The organism is Massilia sp. 2TAF26 (genome assembly GCF_052115005.1).
Classification (GTDB): Bacteria; Pseudomonadota; Gammaproteobacteria; order Burkholderiales; family Burkholderiaceae_D; genus Telluria.
This window is the reverse complement of sequence record NZ_JBFRFV010000006.1, coordinates 87,984-107,389: the sequence shown is the minus strand read 5'-3', so window position 1 is coordinate 107,389 and position 19,406 is coordinate 87,984. Positions and strand designations below refer to the sequence as shown.

Annotated in this window: 17 protein-coding genes; 10 read left to right on the top strand and 7 right to left on the bottom strand. The window is 65.6% G+C overall.

Annotated features, from left to right (window positions below):
• Window positions 1-16 precede the first annotated feature (16 nt).
• Window positions 17-1,717: a DUF2382 domain-containing protein gene (locus AB4Z32_RS08445; protein WP_442121395.1), complete on the top strand. Its 1,701-nt coding sequence runs from the start codon at window positions 17-19 to the stop codon at window positions 1,715-1,717.
• A 73-nt stretch (window positions 1,718-1,790) separates the two neighbouring features.
• On the opposite strand, the gene AB4Z32_RS08440 is transcribed toward AB4Z32_RS08445, so the two are convergent.
• The 3 genes from AB4Z32_RS08440 to AB4Z32_RS08430 all read right to left on the bottom strand — a co-directional run bounded on the left by AB4Z32_RS08440 (window position 1,791) and on the right by AB4Z32_RS08430 (window position 6,365).
• Window positions 1,791-4,643: a M16 family metallopeptidase gene (locus AB4Z32_RS08440; RefSeq protein WP_442121394.1), complete on the bottom strand. Its 2,853-nt coding sequence runs from the start codon at window positions 4,641-4,643 to the stop codon at window positions 1,791-1,793.
• Window positions 4,644-4,727: 84 nt separating this feature from the next.
• Entirely contained in the window at window positions 4,728-5,711 is a 984-nt protein-coding gene (locus AB4Z32_RS08435; protein WP_442121393.1) for a diguanylate cyclase, read from the bottom strand.
• Between the two features lie 171 nt (window positions 5,712-5,882).
• Complete coding sequence (locus AB4Z32_RS08430; RefSeq protein WP_442121392.1) at window positions 5,883-6,365, bottom strand: hypothetical protein; 483 nt, start codon at window positions 6,363-6,365, stop codon at window positions 5,883-5,885.
• Window positions 6,366-6,524: 159 nt separating this feature from the next.
• On the opposite strand from AB4Z32_RS08430, the gene queE reads away from it, so the two are divergent.
• The 9 genes from queE (at window position 6,525) to AB4Z32_RS08385 (ending at window position 14,601) form a co-directional block, all read left to right on the top strand.
• A complete protein-coding gene (gene queE / locus AB4Z32_RS08425; protein ID WP_442121391.1) occupies window positions 6,525-7,160 on the top strand; it encodes a 7-carboxy-7-deazaguanine synthase in 636 nt (211 codons plus the stop codon).
• A gap of 29 nt (window positions 7,161-7,189) precedes the next feature.
• Window positions 7,190-7,636, top strand: a complete 447-nt coding sequence (gene queD / locus AB4Z32_RS08420; protein WP_442121390.1) for a 6-carboxytetrahydropterin synthase QueD — start codon at window positions 7,190-7,192, stop codon at window positions 7,634-7,636.
• Window positions 7,629-8,126 carry a tRNA adenosine(34) deaminase TadA gene (gene tadA / locus AB4Z32_RS08415; RefSeq protein ID WP_442121389.1) on the top strand — a complete coding sequence of 166 codons (498 nt, stop codon included), beginning with the start codon at window positions 7,629-7,631 and terminating at the stop codon, window positions 8,124-8,126. Before queD ends, tadA begins: the two co-directional genes overlap by 8 nt.
• 173 nt (window positions 8,127-8,299) lie before the next feature.
• A complete protein-coding gene (locus AB4Z32_RS08410) occupies window positions 8,300-9,223 on the top strand; it encodes an alpha/beta fold hydrolase (protein ID WP_442121388.1) in 924 nt (307 codons plus the stop codon).
• Window positions 9,220-10,137 (top strand): muramoyltetrapeptide carboxypeptidase, encoded by a 918-nt coding sequence (gene ldcA / locus AB4Z32_RS08405; protein ID WP_442121387.1) that lies wholly within the window; start codon window positions 9,220-9,222, stop codon window positions 10,135-10,137. Before AB4Z32_RS08410 ends, ldcA begins: the two co-directional genes overlap by 4 nt.
• Window positions 10,138-10,255: 118 nt before the next feature.
• A complete protein-coding gene (locus AB4Z32_RS08400; protein WP_442121386.1) occupies window positions 10,256-11,857 on the top strand; it encodes an ABC-F family ATPase in 1,602 nt (533 codons plus the stop codon).
• Window positions 11,858-11,960: 103 nt separating this feature from the next.
• On the top strand, window positions 11,961-13,103 hold the full coding sequence (nadA, locus tag AB4Z32_RS08395; protein ID WP_442121385.1) for a quinolinate synthase NadA: 1,143 nt from the start codon (window positions 11,961-11,963) through the stop codon (window positions 13,101-13,103).
• Entirely contained in the window at window positions 13,100-13,978 is an 879-nt protein-coding gene (gene nadC, locus AB4Z32_RS08390; protein ID WP_442121384.1) for a carboxylating nicotinate-nucleotide diphosphorylase, read from the top strand. The genes nadA and nadC overlap by 4 nt, the downstream gene beginning before the upstream one ends.
• 170 nt (window positions 13,979-14,148) lie before the next feature.
• Window positions 14,149-14,601 (top strand): NUDIX hydrolase, encoded by a 453-nt coding sequence (locus AB4Z32_RS08385; protein ID WP_442121383.1) that lies wholly within the window; start codon window positions 14,149-14,151, stop codon window positions 14,599-14,601.
• Window positions 14,602-14,604: 3 nt separating this feature from the next.
• Here the strand turns inward: AB4Z32_RS08385 and AB4Z32_RS08380 are convergent, their stop codons facing one another.
• The 4 genes from AB4Z32_RS08380 to nadB all read right to left on the bottom strand — a co-directional run bounded on the left by AB4Z32_RS08380 (window position 14,605) and on the right by nadB (window position 19,286).
• A complete protein-coding gene (locus AB4Z32_RS08380) occupies window positions 14,605-15,621 on the bottom strand; it encodes an alpha/beta fold hydrolase (RefSeq protein WP_442121382.1) in 1,017 nt (338 codons plus the stop codon).
• Window positions 15,618-16,520: an NAD-dependent protein deacetylase gene (locus tag AB4Z32_RS08375; RefSeq protein WP_442121381.1), complete on the bottom strand. Its 903-nt coding sequence runs from the start codon at window positions 16,518-16,520 to the stop codon at window positions 15,618-15,620. The genes AB4Z32_RS08380 and AB4Z32_RS08375 overlap by 4 nt, the downstream gene beginning before the upstream one ends.
• Before the next feature lie 96 nt (window positions 16,521-16,616).
• On the bottom strand, window positions 16,617-17,516 hold the full coding sequence (locus AB4Z32_RS08370) for a DMT family transporter (RefSeq protein ID WP_442121535.1): 900 nt from the start codon (window positions 17,514-17,516) through the stop codon (window positions 16,617-16,619).
• A 141-nt stretch (window positions 17,517-17,657) separates the two neighbouring features.
• Window positions 17,658-19,286: an L-aspartate oxidase gene (gene nadB / locus AB4Z32_RS08365; RefSeq protein WP_442121380.1), complete on the bottom strand. Its 1,629-nt coding sequence runs from the start codon at window positions 19,284-19,286 to the stop codon at window positions 17,658-17,660.
• Window positions 19,287-19,406 lie beyond the last annotated feature (120 nt).

Sequence of the window (19,406 nt, the reverse complement as noted above, 5' to 3'; positions counted from 1 at the left end):
AATCGGAGGATCTATCATGCAACATACCCTAGTAGCGGTTTTCGACAACCGCAGCGACGCGCAGAATGCAATGGACGAACTGCTGGCCTCGGGCTTTACCCGCGCCGACGTCAACGTCTCCAGCGCCGATCCGACCGGACAGACCGACAGCCTGACCGGCACCACTCCCCATACCAGCGAAGTGCACGAGGGCTTCATGTCCCAGATCAAGCACTTCTTCACCGGCCTGTTCGGCTCCGACAACGGCGACCACGTCGAGCGCTATTCGGACGCCGTCACCCGCGGCCACCACGTGCTGACTTTCGTTACCCAATCGGAACCGGAAGTCGAGCGCGCGGCCGACATCCTCGAGCGCTTCGGCCCGGTCGACCTGGACGAGCGCCACGACCTGACCGGCTCTGCCAGCTCGCTGAACCCGGCGATGCTGGCGGCCGGCGCCACCTCGGGCAGCGGCATCCAGAAGTCCGCGCCGATCTCCTCCCAATCGGGCGAATACCACGAACCCTCTTACGGCGCCGGCTCGCTGAGCGGCGAAACCGGCGACCGTGTCCCCTTCGGCACCCAGACCCTCAACGATTCGGTGCCGGGAGGCCAGACCTACCAGGAGCCGATGCCCCGGACGACCTTGCGCTCGCATTCGATGCAGGCCGGTAATCGGCTGCGGGAAGGCGAATCCCTGCAAGGCAGTTCCTCTATCCGCGACGAGGAAGACGCTTCGCTGGGCGGCACCATCCAGACCGGCTCGATCCAGCGCGACGCCGGCCAGACCGGTTCGATGCAGCGCGACATGGGCGAAATGCTCAACGAACAGCGCAGCACGGCGATTCCGGTCGTGCAGGAAGACCTGCAGGTCGGCAAGCGTGAAGTCCAGCGCGGCGGCGTGCGCGTGTTCTCGCGCGTGGTCGAGACCCCGGTCAATGAAAGCGTCAACCTGCGCGAAGAACACGTGAACGTGGAACGCCGTCCGGTCGACCAGCCGATCTCGCCGTCCGACTCGACCGCCTTCAAGGAGCAGTCGATCGAGATGCGCGAAACCGCCGAGGAGCCGTTGATCCAGAAGACCGCCCGCGTGGTCGAGGAAGTCCTGGTCGGCAAGGAAGTCACCCAGCGCCAGCAGAACATCAGCGACAGCGTGCGCCATACCGAGGTGCAGGTCGAATCGCTGGACCAGGACCGCTCGTCGATGCGCGCGTCCAACCTGGAAGACGACGACAGCTACTACCGCAACGACTGGAACAAGAATTACTCCAGCCTGGGCGGCAGCTACGACGACTACGCGCCGGCCTACCGCTACGGCTCCGAGATGCGCCGCAACGCGAAGTACGGCAACCGCGACTGGAGCGACGTCGAGAACGACCTGCGCAGCGATTGGGACACCCGCTACAGCAATAGCGGTGTCTCGACCTGGGACAAGATGAAGGCCGCCATCCGCCGCGGCTGGGACAAGATCACCCCGGATACGGACAGCGACAGCGCCTACCGCAGCCACTACGACAGCAACTACGCCAGCTCGGGCAGCAGCTACGACGATTACGCGCCGGCCTATCGCTACGGTACGGAGATGCGCAGCAACGACCTGTATCGCAACCGCAACTGGAACGACGTCGAATCCGACCTGCGCAGCGACTGGGATACCCGCTACAGCAGGAACGGCGTCTCGACCTGGGAGAAGATGAAGGCGGCGGTGCGCCACGGCTGGGACAAGGTCACTTCGTGATCGGGGGCTAGTCCCATGAAAAACGCCGGCCGAGGCCGGCGTTTTTTTCGTCCGAAACGTCCGAACGGAGCGTTTACTGCGCAAACACCTGCACCGCCGGCGTAATCTTGACCGCCTCCGGACGAATGCCCAGCTTCATCGCGCCGATCGCCTTGTCCTCGTCCAGCAGGGCCTGCGGCTTGGTCGCGTCGTAGCTGATCGGCGAGAAGGCATCGCTCACCAGCTTGTCCTTCAGGCCGGCCGCATCCTTGGTGATGAAGACCACCGACAGGTTTTTCGCCGACAGGTGCTTGCGCATCGCGGCGTTGACGTCGGCCGCGCTCAGCTTCGACAGGCCGTCACGCATCATCTGCGTGAATTCCGGCGTGCGGTACCACTGCGAATCCAGGGCGTAGCCGAGCTGGGCGTCCTGGGTCGCCGTCATCACGAACACGTTCTTCATCAGGTAGTCGCGGGTGGCTTCGAACTGTTCCTGGGTCAGGCCCTGGTCGATCAGCTTGCCGAGTTCGGTGAGCGCGATGCGCAGCGCCATGTGGGCGTTCTGCGGCGCGACCGGACGGATCCAGATTTCGAAGATCTGCGACTTGCGGCCCAGGTTCGGGCTCGGGAAAAAGCCGAACATGCCGCGTGGGAAGGCTTCGATGTAGGCGTAGTCGCCGTAGTTCATGCCGCGTACTTCGCGGATCCGCTGGTACAGGTAGGAGTTCGAGGCGCGATGCTCGCCCAGCCAGGTCTTGGCCAGCCACAAGGCCGCGAAGTCCGGGTGTGCACGGTTGACCTCGATCGGCAGGCCGAAGGAAATCGCGGTGGCGCGGGTGTTCTTCTCGATGATCTCGACTTCCAGGCCTTGCGGCATGCGGCCCTGGGGCTTGGCGATGCGCGGCAGGCCGGCGCCTTCCGGCAGGCCGGCCAGGCGGGTCTTCAGCTGGGCGGTCATCTCCGGGCTGACGTCACCCGAGATGCCGACGCGCAGCGCGCCCTGCGCATAGGCCTGGCGGTAGAAGTTCTTGACGTCGTCCAGGGTGATCGAGTCGATGCCCTTGACCGTGCCCAGGACCGGATGCCCGTAGGGCGTGCCGGCGAAGATATTGGCCTGCAGGCGTTCTTTGCCGAACTCTTCCTCGTTATTGTCCTTCAAGTCCAGCACCAGTGCGTTCTTCTGGGCATCCTTCAGGCGGCGGAAGTCGTCCTCACGGAAGCCCGGCGTGAGCAGCTGGGGCAGGGCGATGTCGAGGAACTGGTTCCAGTTGTCCTTGTGGATGGTGCCGGTGAAGGTGGTCATTTCCTTGTCGGTCAGCTCGCCGAAGCCGCCGGCGATCGGGAACAGGGCCTTGGTCACCTCGTCGTACTTGCGATCAAAGGAGCCGGCGCGGGCGACCATGGCCGCGGTCAGGGCGGCCAGGCCTTCCTTGCCGGCAGGGTCCTGGCTAGCTCCCGCTTCGAACAGCAGCTTGAAGCGCACCTGCGGCAGGGCAGTCTTCTGCACCAGCACGTCGAACCTGGCGTCGGTGGCCTTGGGCGCCATGTCGGCCAGCTTCGGCAGGGCCTCGATGCCGGCCGGGAGGGCGTCGTGCGACAGGGTCGTCACCACCATCGCGTCGTCGACCAGGTATTTGCGCGCCGCCGCCTGCAGGTCGGCCGGCGTCAGGGTGTTGATCAGGCGGTAGTAGCGGTTGATGGTGCCGTAGGAACGGTCGTAGTGTACGTAGGAAGCCAGGGTCTGGGCGATGGTGTCGGTATTGTCCAGGCTGCGGATCAGGCCGTATTTTTCCGAGGACTGGGCATCTTCCAGTGCCTGCCTCGTGACCGGGACGTCGCGCAGCTTGGCCACCGTCTCGAGGATGGCATTGCGTACGTACAGTGCGTCTTCCGGCTTCTTGACGCGGGCGCCGATGGTCACCAGCGACGGGTCGACACGTGCCGGGGTGTAGTCGAACAGCTGGTCGACCTTCTGCTCGTCCTGCACCAGGCGTTTATACAGCGGCGAGGTGCGGCCGAACGACAGCGACAGCAGCATCGACAGCGCGGCCTGGTCCTTCTTCGTATCCGAGAAGGCCGGAGCGCGGAAGGCCACCGTCACCAGCGGCAGGGTCGGGCTCTGCCAGCTTACGTGGCGGTATTGCGCTCCCTGTGCGGCGGGCTCGGCCGGGACCGCGACGTTGTAGGAGCCGCGGCGCCAAGCGCTCCAGTATTTCTCGACCAGCGCCACCGCGTTCTTCGGATCGACGTCGCCGGCGATGATGATGGTGGTGCGCTCCGGGCGGTACCAGCGGTCGAAGAAGACCTTCGAGTACTGGTACTGGTTGGGCATGTCCTCGATGTCCTTCAGGAAGCCCATCGTGGTGTGCTTGTAGGTGTGGGTGTTGAAGGCGGCATCGCGCTGGACCTCGAACAGCTTCTGCATCGGATTGGCGCTGTTCTTGTTGTACTCGCCCAGCACGGCGCGCGATTCGGTCTTGAACGCGGCTTCGGAGTAATCCAGGTGCTGGAAGCGGTCGGCCTCGACCTTCAGCACGGTTTCGAGGTCCTGCTTGGCGAAGGTCGTGTAATAGTTGGTCAGGTCGTCGCTGGTGTAGGCGTTCTGGCGGGCGCCGGCCTTGGTGATGATCTCCTGGTACTTCTCGGGCGGGTAGGCCTTGGTACCGCGGAACATCATGTGTTCGAAGAAGTGGGCGAAGCCGGACTTGCCCGGCTCGACTTCATTGCGCGAACCGGTCTGCACCGGAATGGTGACCGAAACCAGGTTCGGGAAGCCGGTCGGCACCACGATCACCTTGAGGCCGTTGGGCAGCTGTTTTTCAGTGGCCTTGAACGGGAGGACGTCGGATTTCGATGGCGCCGAAGCGGGCGCGGCCAGGGCCGGCAGCGCCATGGACAGGGCCATGGGCAGGGCTGCCAGCGGGACGAACTTGGACAACTGAGTCACGCGATCTCCTTGGGAAAAATACTGTGCGCGACAGCATAGAGTATTCCCAAGGAAAGATATAGGACAATCAAGTATGTATGCGGCTCAGGCGGGTTCCGACTGCGGCAGGCTGATCCGGTTGCGGCCCATGTGCTTGGCGCGGTAGAGGGCGGCGTCGGCGGTGGCCACCAGGTCGGATGCGGAGGTATCCGGCGACGCCAGCGCGGTGGCGGCGCCGATCGAGACCGTCACGCGCTGGCCGGCCGCCAGGCGGTTCGGCACCTGCAACTGCTCGACCCGGGTGCGGATGCGCTCGGCCACGCTGGCGGCGCCCTTCAGCGACTGGTTCGGCAGGATCACGGCGAACTCCTCGCCGCCGTAGCGGGCCACCAGGTCGTTGGCGCGCATCTCGCTGGCGACGGCGGTGGCGATGCGCTTCAGGCATTCGTCGCCGCCGAGGTGGCCGTTGGCGTCGTTGAAGGCCTTGAAGTTGTCGACGTCGACCATCAGCAGCGACAGCGGCTGGCGCTGGCGCAGCGCGCGCGACCATTCGGCCTGCAGGGTGTCGTCGAAGCAGCGGCGGTTGGCCAGGCCGGTGAGGCCGTCGCGGATGGCCAGCTGCTCGAGGGCGATCTGGGCCATCTTTTCGGCGGTCAGGTCGCGCAGGGTTTCGACCACGGCGGCGAGGCGGCCGCGCTCGTCGTAGATGGGGCTGGCATCGGCGGCCAGGTAGCGGCGCCGGCCGACGCGCGGCATGTCGAACCAGCTTTCGGCCGACACATGGCTGGGCTGGCCGGAAGGGATGCCGTAGCCCTGGCGCGGATGGATGCTGGGAATCTCGCCGGCGCGGTCCTGCACCACCATGTCGGCCAAGGTGGGGCGCTGCTCGTCGAAGAAGCTGCGCCAGTGCTCGCGGGTGCCGACGACTTCACTGGCGGGCACGCCGGTCAGGTGCTCGCAGGCACGGTTCCAGATCATCACGCGGCAACTGGTGTCGAGCACGAATACGGGAATCGCCAGCATTTCCATGAGCTGGTGCGCGAAGGCGCGTTCACCGTTCGCGCTGGCGCCGTCCATGAGCCGTGGCATTGTCGTCGTGCCTGTCATAAGCCGTCCTCTGATCTGTCTGTTGAGCAATAAATTGATTGCTGACAAGATCCGATTGTGCGGGACGGCACTTCGCGCCCTATTGATTAAAGGCAAGAAGATTTCTAAGCAGGAATTTTCCTAGAAATGCGCGGCATGAGTCTGCCGCTGCTGTCACCCGGGCTCGGCGGCCCGGGAATTGCTGCGCAGGCTGGTGCCGAGGCGGTCGAGGCGGGTGCGCAGGAGTTCCAGGCGGCTGCGGATCGCCTGGTCGGCGGCGCAGCGCTGCTGGATCTGGGTCAGCTCGGCCTGTATGACGACCAACTGGCCCTGCGGATCGCCGGCGCAGTCGCCGCTCGCGCGTGCCGCCATGCGGGCCAGCAGCAGGTCGGCTTCCGCGAAAGCCTGGTCGGACCGGGTACGGGCCGATTCTTCGCGGCATAGCGCGGCCTCGAGGCCGGCGATCCGGTCTTCGCTGCGGACCCGCCGGAACAGGGCCGCGTACAACACGGCCATGCCCAGCAGGAGGACGGCGCCCGCACGCAGACGTTCAGGCAGCATGGCGTCGGCACCGGCGCCGGCACGCCACAGTCCCGCCAGCAGCAGGATGGCGCTCAGGGCGTAGACGGCGTAGCGGGCGTGTTGCATTGTCTTCATGGTCGGCCTCCTAAGGTCGTAGGAACTTTCCGCCATGAAAAGATACGACTTTCCGAACGGATATATTTTGCCGATAGTCAATAAATTCGGGGTCTACTGCAGTTGTACCCGCGCGCGGTATAATGGAAGGTTGACGAGGGGCTTAACCGGACTTTTACCGTGACTTACAGCATCAAAGAAATTTTCTATACCCTGCAGGGCGAAGGCGCGCACGCCGGCCGTCCGGCGGTGTTCTGCCGCTTTTCCGGCTGCAACCTGTGGACCGGGCGCGAAAGCGACCGCGCCAGCGCCGTCTGCCAGTTCTGCGATACCGATTTCGTCGGCACCGATGGCGAGCGCGGCGGCAAGTTCAAGGACGCGGCGCTGCTGGCCGACGAAATCGACGGCCTGTGGCCGGCCAGCTACCCGGCCAGCAAGTACGTGGTCTTCACCGGCGGCGAGCCCCTGCTGCAGCTCGACAAGGCCCTGATCGACGCCATGCACGCGCGCGGCTTCACCATCGCGATCGAGACCAACGGTACCCTGCCGGTGCCGGAAGGCGTCGACTGGATCTGCGTCAGCCCGAAGATGGGCTCGAAGCTGGTGGTCGAAAAGGGCAATGAAATCAAGGTGGTGATCCCGCAGGCCGGCCAGGATCTGGCTGCCTACGAACACCTCGACTTCGAGAATTTCTACGTCCAGCCGATGGACGGCCTGCTGGCCGCCCAGAACACCCGCCTGGCGATCGAGACCTGCCGCCGCAATCCGAAGTGGAAGCTGAGCATCCAGACCCACAAACTCCTGCAAATCCCCTGAGCGCTCCCGCGCCAGTACTGCCCACATTTATGCTGACCATTACCCGCAAGCTCGAATTCGATGCCGGCCATCGCATTCCCGACCACAAGAGCCAGTGCCGCAACCTGCACGGCCACCGCTACACCCTCGAGATCACGCTCACCGGCGCCGTCATCGATTCGGAAGGCAATTCCGACAACGGCATGATCATGGACTTCTCGGACATCAAGGCGCTTGCCAAGGAACACCTGGTCGACGTCTGGGACCACGCCTTCCTGGTCTACGAAAAGGACGAGAAGGTGCGCGATTTCCTGGCCAGCCTGCCGGGCCACAAGACCATCGTCATCGACCGCATCCCGACCGTCGAGAACCTGGCGCAGGTCGCCTGGAACATCCTGAAAGCCGCCTACACCGACCGCTACGGTACCGGCCTGCGCCTGCAGAAGCTGGTGCTGCACGAAACCCCGAACTGCTGGGCCGAGATCACCGATGCCTGATTCCTTGCCGCCGGAGCCGGCCGCAGGCGCCCGCGACAGCGCCTACATGGCGCTGGCGCTGCGGGAAGCGCGCAAGGCCTGGGAGGCCGGCGAAGTGCCGGTCGGCGCGGTGGTGGTCAAGGATGGTGAAGTCATCGCCACCGGCTTCAACCAGCCGATCGGGCGCCACGACCCGACCGCGCATGCGGAAATCGTCGCGCTGCGCGCGGCGGCCGAAAAGCTCGGCAATTACCGCCTGCCGGGCTGCGAGCTCTACGTGACGCTCGAGCCCTGCGCCATGTGTTCGGGCGCGATGATGCACGCACGCCTCGCGCGCGTGGTCTACGCCGCCACCGATCCCAAGACCGGGGTGTGCGGCTCCGTGCTCGACCTGTTCGCGCACGAGGAACTGAATCACCACACCGAAGTCGTCGGCGGCGTGCTGGCCGAGGAGGCCGGCGCCATGCTGAAGGGCTTCTTTGCCGAGCGCCGCGCGGCGCGCAAGGGCTAGTTCCGCCTCGTTCCGCCACATCGCGTAGCGCCCACTATCTGCCGAAAATGGTATGCTGGATCTACGCCACCCGCATAGTGGCGCGGAGACTCACGTGGACCATTCGAACGTCGCCCAGCACCCCCTCCGCTTCCGTTCCTTGCGCGGGCGATACCGGCGCGAGTGTTGCCGCCATGCCTAGCCTGAACGCCAACGGCATCCGCATCGCCTTCGACACCGCGGGCGATCCGAAAGCCGTGCCCTTGCTGCTGATCTCCGGCCTCGGCCTGCAGCTGACGGCCTGGCCGGACGAGTTCGTCGAAGGCCTGGTCGAGCTCGGCTTTTACGTGATCCGTTACGATAATCGCGATACCGGCCTCTCCACCAAGTTCGAGCATGCCGGCACCCAGAACCTGGTCCTGGCCTGGCTGAAGTCGCTGCTGCGCTGGCCGATCCGCCCTCCCTATACCCTGGAAGACATGGCCGACGATGCGGTCGGCGTACTGTCGGCCCTGGGCGTGGCGCGCGCCCACGTGGTCGGGATGTCGATGGGCGGCATGATCGCGCAGTTGATGGCCGCCAAATATCCTTCGCGCGTGCTGAGCCTGACGTCGATCATGTCCAGCAGCGGACGGCGCGGCCTGCCCGGACCGGCGCCCGCCGTGAAGCGCGCCCTGATGCGCCGACCCAAGCCGAACGATGCCGATGCGATGGTCGAGCATGGCGTCCAGTTGCTGCAGGCGATCGGCAGCCCGACTTATCCGACCCCTGAAAAGGAATTGCGCCGCCGGGTGGCGCGCGCACTGAGGCGCAATTGCTGCCCAGGCGGCGTGCTGCGCCAGATCCTGGCCGTGACCGCCAGCGGCGACCGCAGGACGCAACTGCACACCATCGTCGCCCCGACCCTGGTGATCCATGGCGCCGCCGACCCGATGGTGCCGCTGGCCTGCGGTGCGGACACCGCCGAGGCGATTCCGAACGCCCGCCTGGAAGTGATCGAAGGCATGGGTCACGACCTGCCGACCCAATTACTGGAGAGGCTGCTTGCCTTGATCGACGCCCATGCCCACGGTAAGATGACGCCCGACTCAACACCGCGGCTTTTCGTCAAACAGTGATCACTCCGAAAATTGGCATCGCGCTGGTCGCGCCGGGCGGCTACGCGCCCGATGCCGAAACAGTAGCACGCGGCATCGCCCGCCTCGAATCCCAGGGCATCCTGGTCCATAACTACTACGAGCACGACAAGCGCCACCTGCGCTTCGGCGGCACCGACGAGTCGCGCCTGGCGCAGCTGAACGCGGCCGCCGCGGATCCGGACGTGCAGCTCGTGATCGCGCTGCGCGGCCAGTACGGCATGACCCGCCTGCTGCCGCACATCGACTTCGACCGCATGGCCGACAGCGGCAAGATTTTCGTCGGCTTCTCGGACATCACCGCCTTCCACATGGCGCTCTACGCCCGGCGCGGCGCGATCAGCTACGCCGGCCCGATGTTCGCCGGCGATTTCAGTGCGGCGGAGCCGGACGAGTTCACCCTCGGCGATTTCTGGCGCTGCCTGGCGGGCCCGACCCACAGCGTGACAGGGGAGGGCAGGGAAAATCCGGCGCTGGACGTGAACGGCACGGTGTGGGGCGGCAACCTGGCGATGATCATGTCGCTGGCCGGTACTGACTACTTCCCGCGTATCGATGGCGGCATCCTGTTCCTGGAAGACATCGCCGAACACCCCTACCGCGTCGAACGCATGCTGCTCCAGCTGATGCAGACCGGCGTGCTGGCGCGCCAGCGCGCGATCGTGCTGGGCGATTTCTCGGGCTACCGGCTGGCGCCGGCCGATAACGGCTACAACTTCGACGAGATGCTGGCCTATCTGCGTGCGACCCTGCCGTGTCCGGTGCTGACCGGATTGGAGTTCGGGCATATCCAGCGCCGCGTGACGATTCCATTCGGGGCGCAGGGGCATCTGGTGTCGGCCAAGTCCGGCTGGCGCCTGACGATGTCCGATTATCCGACCGTTCGCGTCGGTTGAGAGGATTTCCCCGCCTTCATAGTGGCGGGCTGCTCACTCTGTAGCTACGCAATGGTAAAATGCACGGTTATTGAATAGAACCGCGCATGTCGCGTTAACTCCGCAGGAAGGTTACCAAGTGCTATCTACAGCCAACATCACGATGCAGTTCGGCGCCAAGCCGCTGTTCGAGAACATCTCCGTCAAATTCGGCGACGGCAACCGCTACGGCCTGATCGGCGCCAACGGTTGCGGCAAGTCGACCTTCATGAAGATCCTTGGCGGCGACCTCGAGCCGTCGGGCGGCAATGTCTCGCTCGACCCGGGCGAGCGCCTCGGTAAGCTGCGACAGGACCAGTTTGCCTACGAAGACGTGCGCGTGCTGGACGTCGTCATGATGGGCCACACCGAACTGTGGAACGCGATCGCCGAGCGCGACGCCATCTACGCGAACCCGGAAGCAAGCGACGACGACTACATGAAGGCCGCCGAGCTCGAAGGCAAGGTCGCCGAATACGACGGCTACTCGGCCGAAGCGCGTGCCGGCGAGCTGCTGCTGGGCCTGGGTATCGGCACCGACCTGCACCAGGGCCCGATGAGCGCCGTGGCGCCGGGCTGGAAGCTGCGCGTACTGCTGGCCCAGGCCCTGTTCTCGGATCCGGACATCCTGCTGCTGGACGAGCCGACCAACAACCTGGACATCCACACGATCAGCTGGCTGGCGGACATGCTGAACCAGCGTAACTCGACGATGATCATCATCTCGCACGATCGTCACTTCCTGAACTCGGTCTGTACCCACGTCGCCGACATGGACTACGGCACCCTGAAGGTCTATCCGGGTAACTACGACGATTACATGGAAGCCTCGACCCAGGCCCGCAACCAGCAGCTGGCGAACAATGCCAAGGCTAAGGAAAAAGTGGCCGAGCTGCAGGACTTCGTGCGCCGCTTTTCGGCCAACAAGTCGAAGGCCCGCCAGGCGACTTCCCGCCTCAAGATGATCGACAAGATCAAGATCGAGGAATTCAAGCCGTCCTCGCGCGCCTATCCCTTCGTGCGTTTCGAAGGCGAGAAGAAGCTGCACCGTCTTGCCGTCGAGGCCGAGGGCTTGACCAAGTCCTACGACCGCACGCTGTTCAAGAACTTCTCGATCATGGTCGAGGCCGGCGAGCGCATCGCCATCATCGGCGCCAACGGCGCCGGCAAGACGACCCTACTGCGCTCCATCGGTGGCCACGAAGTCACCGGCATGGACGCCGACACCGGCCGCATCAAATGGGCCGAGAACGCGAACCCGGGCTATATGCCGCAGGATCCGACCGAGGAATTCGCCACCGACCTCAACCTGACCGACTGGATGGGCCAGTGGACCAAGGAAGGCGACGACGACCAGGCCGTGCGCTCGATCCTGGGCCGCCTGCTGTTCGGCGGAGACGAGGTCAAGAAGTCGGTGCGCGTGCTGTCCGGCGGCGAGAAGGGCCGCATGATGTACGGTAAGCTGATGCTGGGCCGTCACAACGTGCTGATGCTCGACGAGCCGACCAACCACATGGACATGGAATCGATCGAGTCGCTGAACATTGCGCTGGACAAGTATGCCGGCACCCTGATCTTCGTCTCGCACGACCGTGAATTCGTGTCCTCGCTGGCGACCCGCATCCTCGAGGTGAAGGAAGACCGCGTGGTCGACTTCCAGGGCAATTACGAGGATTACCTGAAGAGCCAGGGCCTCGAATAAGTTTTCGTGACGCGAACAAGAAATAACGTGGGCACGGTGCGCCTACCCTACATTGCTTCGTAGGGTGGGCACACCGTGCCCACGAAACCATGGTGACATTGATATGAATACCATTGCTCCAATCAAAACCTTCGAGTACGACCGCCCCGTAGGCGGCGTGTGCTCGACCTCGGAAGCCTGGGCGCGCGCACCAATGCCCGTCGAGGCGGCCGAGAAGGAAGCCCTCAAGGACCGCATCCGGCGCCTGCTGAAGGAAAAAGAAGCCGTGCTGGTCGCCCACTACTACGTGGACGCCGACCTGCAGGACCTGGCCGAGGAAACCGGCGGCTGCGTCTCGGACTCGCTGGAAATGGCGCGCTTCGGCCGCGACCATCCGGCAAAGACCCTGGTCGTCGCCGGCGTGCGCTTCATGGGCGAGACCGCGAAGATCCTCAGCCCCGAAAAGACCATCCTGATGCCGGACCTGGACGCGACCTGCTCGCTGGACCTGGGTTGCCCGGCCGACGAGTTCGCCGCCTTCTGCGACCAGCACCCGGACCGCACCGTGGTCGTCTACGCGAACACCTCCGCCGCCGTGAAGGCGCGCGCCGACTGGATGGTGACTTCGTCGATCGGCCTGGACATCGTCGATTACCTGCACAAGCAGGGCAAGAAGATTCTGTGGGCGCCCGACCGCCACCTGGGTGCCTACATCCAGAAGAAGACCGGCGCCGACATGCTGCTGTGGCAGGGTTCCTGCCTCGTGCACGACGAGTTCAAGGGCATCGAACTCGACCTGCTGCGCGCCCAGTATCCGGACGCGAAGGTGCTGGTGCACCCGGAATCGCCGGCCAATGTGGTCGAACAGGCAGACGCGGTCGGCTCGACCACCCAGCTGATCGACGCCGCCCGCACCATGGATGCGACCACCTTCATCGTCGCCACCGACAACGGCATCCTGCACAAGATGCGTGCCGCCGCCCCGGGCAAGCACTTCATCGATGCGCCGACGGCCGGCAACAGCGCCACCTGCAAGAGCTGCGCCCACTGTCCGTGGATGGCGATGAACGGCCTGGTCAACCTGGCCGCCGTACTGGAAGCGACGGACGGACGCAACGAGATCCACGTCGATCCGGAAACCGGCCGCCAGGCCAAGCGCGCCATCGACCGCATGCTCGATTTCGCCGCCGCCAAGAAAGCCAAGGCCCTGCCGACCGGTTCGCTGGAGCAGGAAAGCAAACTGTTCTCTGGAATCGGACCCGCATGACGACCTTACGTAACCCATTCGCGGAAGAAGGCGGTGCCTTCAACGAAAAGCTGCAAGCCGCGTTCGAACAGAACCTCCTTGCCGCGCTGCTGGAAGACGTCGGTACCGGCGACCTGACCGGCAAGCTGGTGCCGGACGAGCCGCGTGCGAAAGCGCGCGTGATCGTCCGCGAAGAAGCCGTGCTGTGCGGCGCCCCCTGGTTCGAGGGCATCATGCTGGCGGTCGACCAGGACATCGAGATCGACTGGCAGTACGCCGAAGGCGACCTGATGGCCGCGGACAGCGTGGTCTGCACGATCGAAGGTTCGCCGCGTTCGCTGCTGACGGCCGAGCGCGCCGCCTTGAACTTCCTGCAGCTTCTGTCCGGCGTGGCAAGCGCCACCCGCAAGTACGTCGAAGTCGTGGCCGGCACCCGCGCCAAGATCCTCGACACCCGCAAGACCCTGCCTGGCCTGCGCCAGGCGCAGAAGTACGCGGTGCGCGTGGGCGGCGGCGCCAACCAGCGCATGGCACTCTACGACGGCATCCTGATCAAGGAAAACCACATCGCGGCGGCCGGCGGCATCACCGCGGCCCTGAACGCCGCGGCGGCATTGAATGCCGGCGTGACGATCCAGGTCGAGGTCGAGTCGATCGCCGAACTGCAGGAAGCGCTGGCGGCCGGCGCCGTCTCGATCCTGCTGGATAACTTTGATCTGGACATGATGGCCGAGGCCGTGCGAATCAACGACGGCCGTGCGCTGCTGGAAGCCTCCGGCGGCATCAATATGCAGACCGTGCGGGCGATTGCCGAAACCGGCGTCGACCGCATTTCGGTCGGCAGCCTGACCAAGGATGTGCGGGCGACCGACTATTCGCTCAGGATCGTCGGCTGAGCGGTGTGATTCATCATCCCTGCCGCAACGATGACGGCGAACTGGTCGTCATCCACCGGCCCAGTTCGCCCACCGCCCTGACGCATTGGGCGGACTCCGGCGCACAGGCGCTAGCCGTACCCGCTTGCGCGATGCCGGCCGAACTGAATGGGGTCGTGCTGGCACCGTGCGTGCTTCCAGTTGGCGCTGGCGACACGGTCGAGGAGCCTGAATTCATCCTGCCGCCCGGCATGAAGGCCGCGGCCGGCGCGGTGGTCGTCGAGGATGACGGCCGCGTCTGGCTTGTGTCGCCAACCAACGGCTTCGGCGGCTACAGCGCAACCTTTCCGAAAGGCCGGGTGGACCCGGGCGCTACCTTGCAGCAAACGGCAGTGCGCGAAGTGTTCGAGGAATCCGGCCTCGCCGTGCGCCTGGAAGCCTTCCTGCTGGACGTCCGGCGCACACAAACCTATACCCGCTACTACCTCGCGAAACGCATCGGCGGCTGTCCCTCGGCCATGGGTTGGGAGACCCAGGCGGTGCACCTGGTGCCCGCCGCACGCCTGGCCGGGATTGCCGCGCATCCGAACGATGCCGCGATCATCCGCGCCCTCCGCGACTGGCTGAGCGTCCGCCGGGGCTGAGGCTCAGACCCCGCTCTCGCTGGCCCGCGCCATCGCCTCCGCCTGCGGCGTGCGCATGAGCACCGGCTCGCCCACCCGCGCCGCGATCGAATCGACTGCCGCCATGACCTGGTCCGGATGCGCGTAATGCGTCATGTGGCCGACGCCTGGCTGCAACTGCAGCTCGCTGTCCGGAACCCGCTCGCTCAGGCGCTCGGAATTGTGGCCGAAGTCGACGATCTGGTCCTGGGTACCGGCGAGGATCAGGGCCGGCACCTTCAGCTCCGGATAGCGCTTGGCCAGCGACATCGCCGCCGGCACCATCAGCGCGCTTTCGGCGGCGCTGGCGCGCAGCTGGCTCGGGCGCAGGGCCATCCAGGGCGGCAACCGGCGGAACGAATCCGCCACCGGCATCGGCGCGAAGGTTTTCTTGATCAGCGGGCGCCACAGCATGCGGGTCATCAGGGGCAAAATCGTAAACCGCATCAGGTCGCCGACCACGGGGATGGCCGGGCCCGACATCAGCGGCGCATCGAGGCGCAGGCTCGGGTAGTAATAGCCCGACAGCAGCACCAGGCCGCGCACGAAATCCGGCGCCTCCAGCGCCATCGACAGCGCCACCATCGTGCCCCAGGAGTGGCCGAGGACGATGGCGGACTCGACGTCCAGCTCCTGCAAGGCATGGTGCAGCAGCCGGGCCTGGGCCTGCGGCGTCCACACCTTGCTGCGCGGACGTTCGCTGTAACCGAAACCCGGGCGGTCGAAGGCGATCACGCGGTAGTGCTCGGCGGCGCGGTCCAGCAAGCCGCTGTGCTCGAAATCGTTGGCCATCACGCCGTTACCGTGCAGCAGGACCAGCACCGGGCCTTCGCCGCGCTCGATGTAGTGCAGGCGCACGCCATCGACCTTCACGAAGCGTCCCTGCGGCGGATTCTCGGCCTCGGCCTGTTTCGTTTTCGCGCGCACGTAAAAGAAGGATGCGGCCAGTCCCAGCCCGGCCGCGGCGGCGCCGATCTGCCAGCCTTTGATGTTATTCGTCACAATGTTCCCCCGTCGAGTTGAATGGATGGCGTGACTCTTTCAGATCCAGCCCCAGTCCTTGCGAGCAGCTCGACCACGAGGGGCAATACCCGCTCGCTGGATTCTTCGATTTTTATGTCGAGCAGGTCGTCGGCGCGCGTGCGGCCGAGATTGATCGCGGCGATCGGCTTATCGCTGGCGCGCGCCATGCGGGCGAAGCGGAAGCCCGAATACACCATCAGCGAGGAACCGACCACCAGCAGGGCGTCGGCGCGCGCCATCTGGTCGAGGGCGATGGCGGTGCGCGCGGGCGGGACGTTATCGCCGAAGAACACGACGTTCGGCATCAGGGTCCCGGCGCAGCACACGCACTGCGGCAGGCGGAAATCCGCCAGCTCGGCCGGCTCGACCGACGCGTCGCCGTCCGGCAGCGGGGTCGCGTCCGCATGCAGCATGTGCGGGTTCAGGTCGGCCAGTTGCCCCTGGACGAAGGCGCGCGGAAACAAGGCCGGGCAGTCCAGGCAGACCACCGCGTGGATATTGCCGTGCAGTTCGAGCACGCTGTGGCTGCCGGCCTGGCCGTGCAGGCCGTCGACGTTCTGGGTCAGCACCGAGCCGATCTTGCCCAGCTTCTCCAATGCTGCGATCGCAACATGGCCGGGATTCGGCCGCGCCCTGGACAGCACCGGCCAGCCGATCATGCTGCGCGCCCAGTAGCGTTTCTGGACGTGGTCATATTTGCGAAAATCCGGCCCATGGATGGGCGGGCGGCCGCGGCGGGTGCCGTCGCGGTCGCGGTAGTCGGGAATGCCCGACGCGGTGGACAGGCCGGCGCCGGTCAGCACCAGGGCGCGCGGGTGGCGGTCCAGGAATTCGGCGAGCCGGGCCGCGTGGTCGTGGACGGTAAAACCTTCAGCCATTGTGGTGGTTCCTCGTTGTCTTCCCTCGGGATCGTAACACCCTTACTGACGGGACGGACACACGATACCGGCTCTTGCGCCGCGCTGCAGCATTGCTCAGCGCCGGCTGGAAACGACGATGCCGCCGACGATCAGGGCGAAGGCCAGCCCATGGTAGGCGTGCGGCAATTCGCCCAGGAAGGCCGAGGACAGCAGGGCCGCGAACAGCGGAGTCAGGTTGACGAAGAAGGCGCCAATGCCGGGCCCGGCGCGGCGGATGCCGGCGCCCCACAGCGCGTAGGCCAGCACGGCCGGACCGACGGCGACGAACAGCAGGCTTGCGGCCAGTGTGCCGCTCCAGGCGATCGCATGCGCATCGACGGCCCATTCGACGCCGGTGAACAGTGCCGACCACAGCAGGCCATAAGCCACCTGGGTCGCCAGGAAGGCCGCCCAGTCCGCGCGCAGCGCCGGCGTGTCCTTCGGCTGCAGCAGCATCCAGCTATAGAATGACCAGGCGATGGTCGCCAGGATCATGTAGAGGTCGCCGGCTACGAGCCTAAGGCTCAGCAACTGGTGAATATCGCCGCGGCACAGCACCACCAGCACGCCGAGGATGGACAGCACGGCGCCCGCCACCTGCCGGGGCCGCACCGGCACCTTGAAGAACAGCCGCCCGACCAGCATCATCCACACCGGCATGCCGGACGCGACCAGGGTCACGTTGATCGGCGTGGAACTCTGCAGGGCCAGGTATTGCAGCGAGTTGTACAGGCCGACCCCGGCCAGGCCCAGCAGCGCATAGCGGCGCCAGTTGGCCAGCACGCCGCTGCCGGGTTTCAGCGCGGCGCGGCCCAGCGGAAGCAGGATGAGGAGCGCGATCGTCCAGCGCAGCAGGTTCAGGGTCATCGGCGGCACGGCCTCGCGCACCAGGCGGCCGACGATGGCGTTGCCGGCCCAGAGCAGGGGCGGGACCGCCAGGAGCAGGATGGTGGAGGGGGTGAGTTTTTGGTTCATCATCAAGGCCGCGAACGAAAAACCGTCATCCCCACGAAAGCGGGGATCCATACCGGGCTCATGAAACCGTTCAGTTGGCAGCCAGGCGATGACACCACGGTCCGTGACCCGGCATGGATTCCCGCTTCCGCGGGAATGACGTTAACGGCGCCGCGGCGTCAACACACTCGGCAGCGCCTTCGGCAAGGTATCCGGATAATCCCGCGAATAATGCAGCCCGCGGCTCTCCCGGCGCGACAATGCGCTGCGCACGATCAGGTCCGCCACTTCGACCAGGTTACGCAGCTCCAGCAAGTCATTGGTGACGCGGAAGTTGCGGTAATACTCGTCGATCTCTTCCTTCAGCAGGCGGATGCGGTGGTGCGCGCGTTCCAGGCGCTTGGTGGTGCGCACGATGCCGACGTAATTCCACATGAAGCGCCGCAGTTCGTCCCAGTTGTGGGCAATGACGACCTCTTCGTCGGCATTGGTGACCCGGCTTTCGTCCCAGGCCGGCAGGTCCGGCAGCTCGGCCGGCGGCGCGGCGGCGATCTGGTGGGCGCAGGCGCGGCCGACCACCAGGCATTCCAGCAGCGAGTTGCTGGCGAGGCGATTCGCGCCGTGCAGGCCGGTGCACGCGGTCTCGCCGACCGCGTACAGGCCCGGGATGTCGGTGCGGCCGGCCAGGTCGGTCACCACGCCGCCGCAGGTGAAGTGCACGGCCGGCACCACCGGAATCGGCTGCTGGGTGATGTCGATGCCTAATTCTAAGCAGCGGGCATGAATGGTCGGGAAGTGCTCCTTGATGAATTCCGGGCTCTGGTGGGAAATGTCCAGGTGGACGTAATCCAGGCCGCGCTTCTTCATTTCGAAGTCGATGGCGCGCGCCACGACGTCGCGCGGGGCCAGTTCGCCGCGCTCGTCGTGGGCCGGCATGAAGCGAGTGCCGGCCGCGGCGCCGGCTTCGGGCGGCAGCTTGAGCAGGCCGCCTTCGCCGCGTACCGCCTCGCTGATCAGGAAGGACTTCGCGTAGGGGTGGTACAGGCAGGTCGGGTGGAACTGGATGAATTCCATGTTCGACACCCGGCAGCCGGCGCGCCAGGCCATGGCGATGCCGTCGCCGGTGGCGGTGTCGGGATTGGTCGTGTACAGATAGACCTTGCCGGCGCCGCCGGTGGCCAGCACGGTGTGTTCCGCCTCGAAAGTCAGCACCTTGCCGCTCTGCTCGTCCTGCACGTAGAGGCCGTAGCAGCGCGGCTGGCCAACCAGGCTCGGGGCGCCGCCGTGCACACCGCCGGCGCTCAGCTTGTCGGAAGTGATCACGTCGATCGCGCTGTGATGCTCGAACAGCGCGATGTTCGGATGCGCGCGCACCTTCTGTTCCAGCGTGACCTGGACCGCGTGGCCGGTGGCGTCGGCGGCGTGGATGATGCGGCGCTGGCTGTGGCCGCCTTCGCGCGTCAGGTGGAAGCCGAGTTCCGCGCTTTCGTCGCGGGTGAAGGGCACGCCTTGCTCGATCAGCCATTCGATGGCTTCACGGCCGTGCTCGACGATGAAGCGGGTGGCGGCTTCGTCGCACAGGCCGGCGCCGGCCACCAGGGTGTCGGCAATGTGCTGGTCGTGGCTGTCGCCGGAATCGAGGACGGCGGCGATGCCGCCCTGCGCCCAGTTGCTGGCGCCGTCGAGGAGTTCGCGTTTGGAGATGATGGCCACCTTGCGGGTCTGCGCCAGGTGGAGGGCAACCGACAGGCCGGCCAGGCCGCTGCCGACGATTACAACATCGAATTTCATAATGGTGGAGGCTTGATCAACCTGCCGAGGGTCTCAAGCCCTTTTAGTTTTGTAGAGAGGCATCACTATAGACGATTTGCGGCCGCCTTGTTGGAACGGCATTGGCGGCGATCGGCGTAA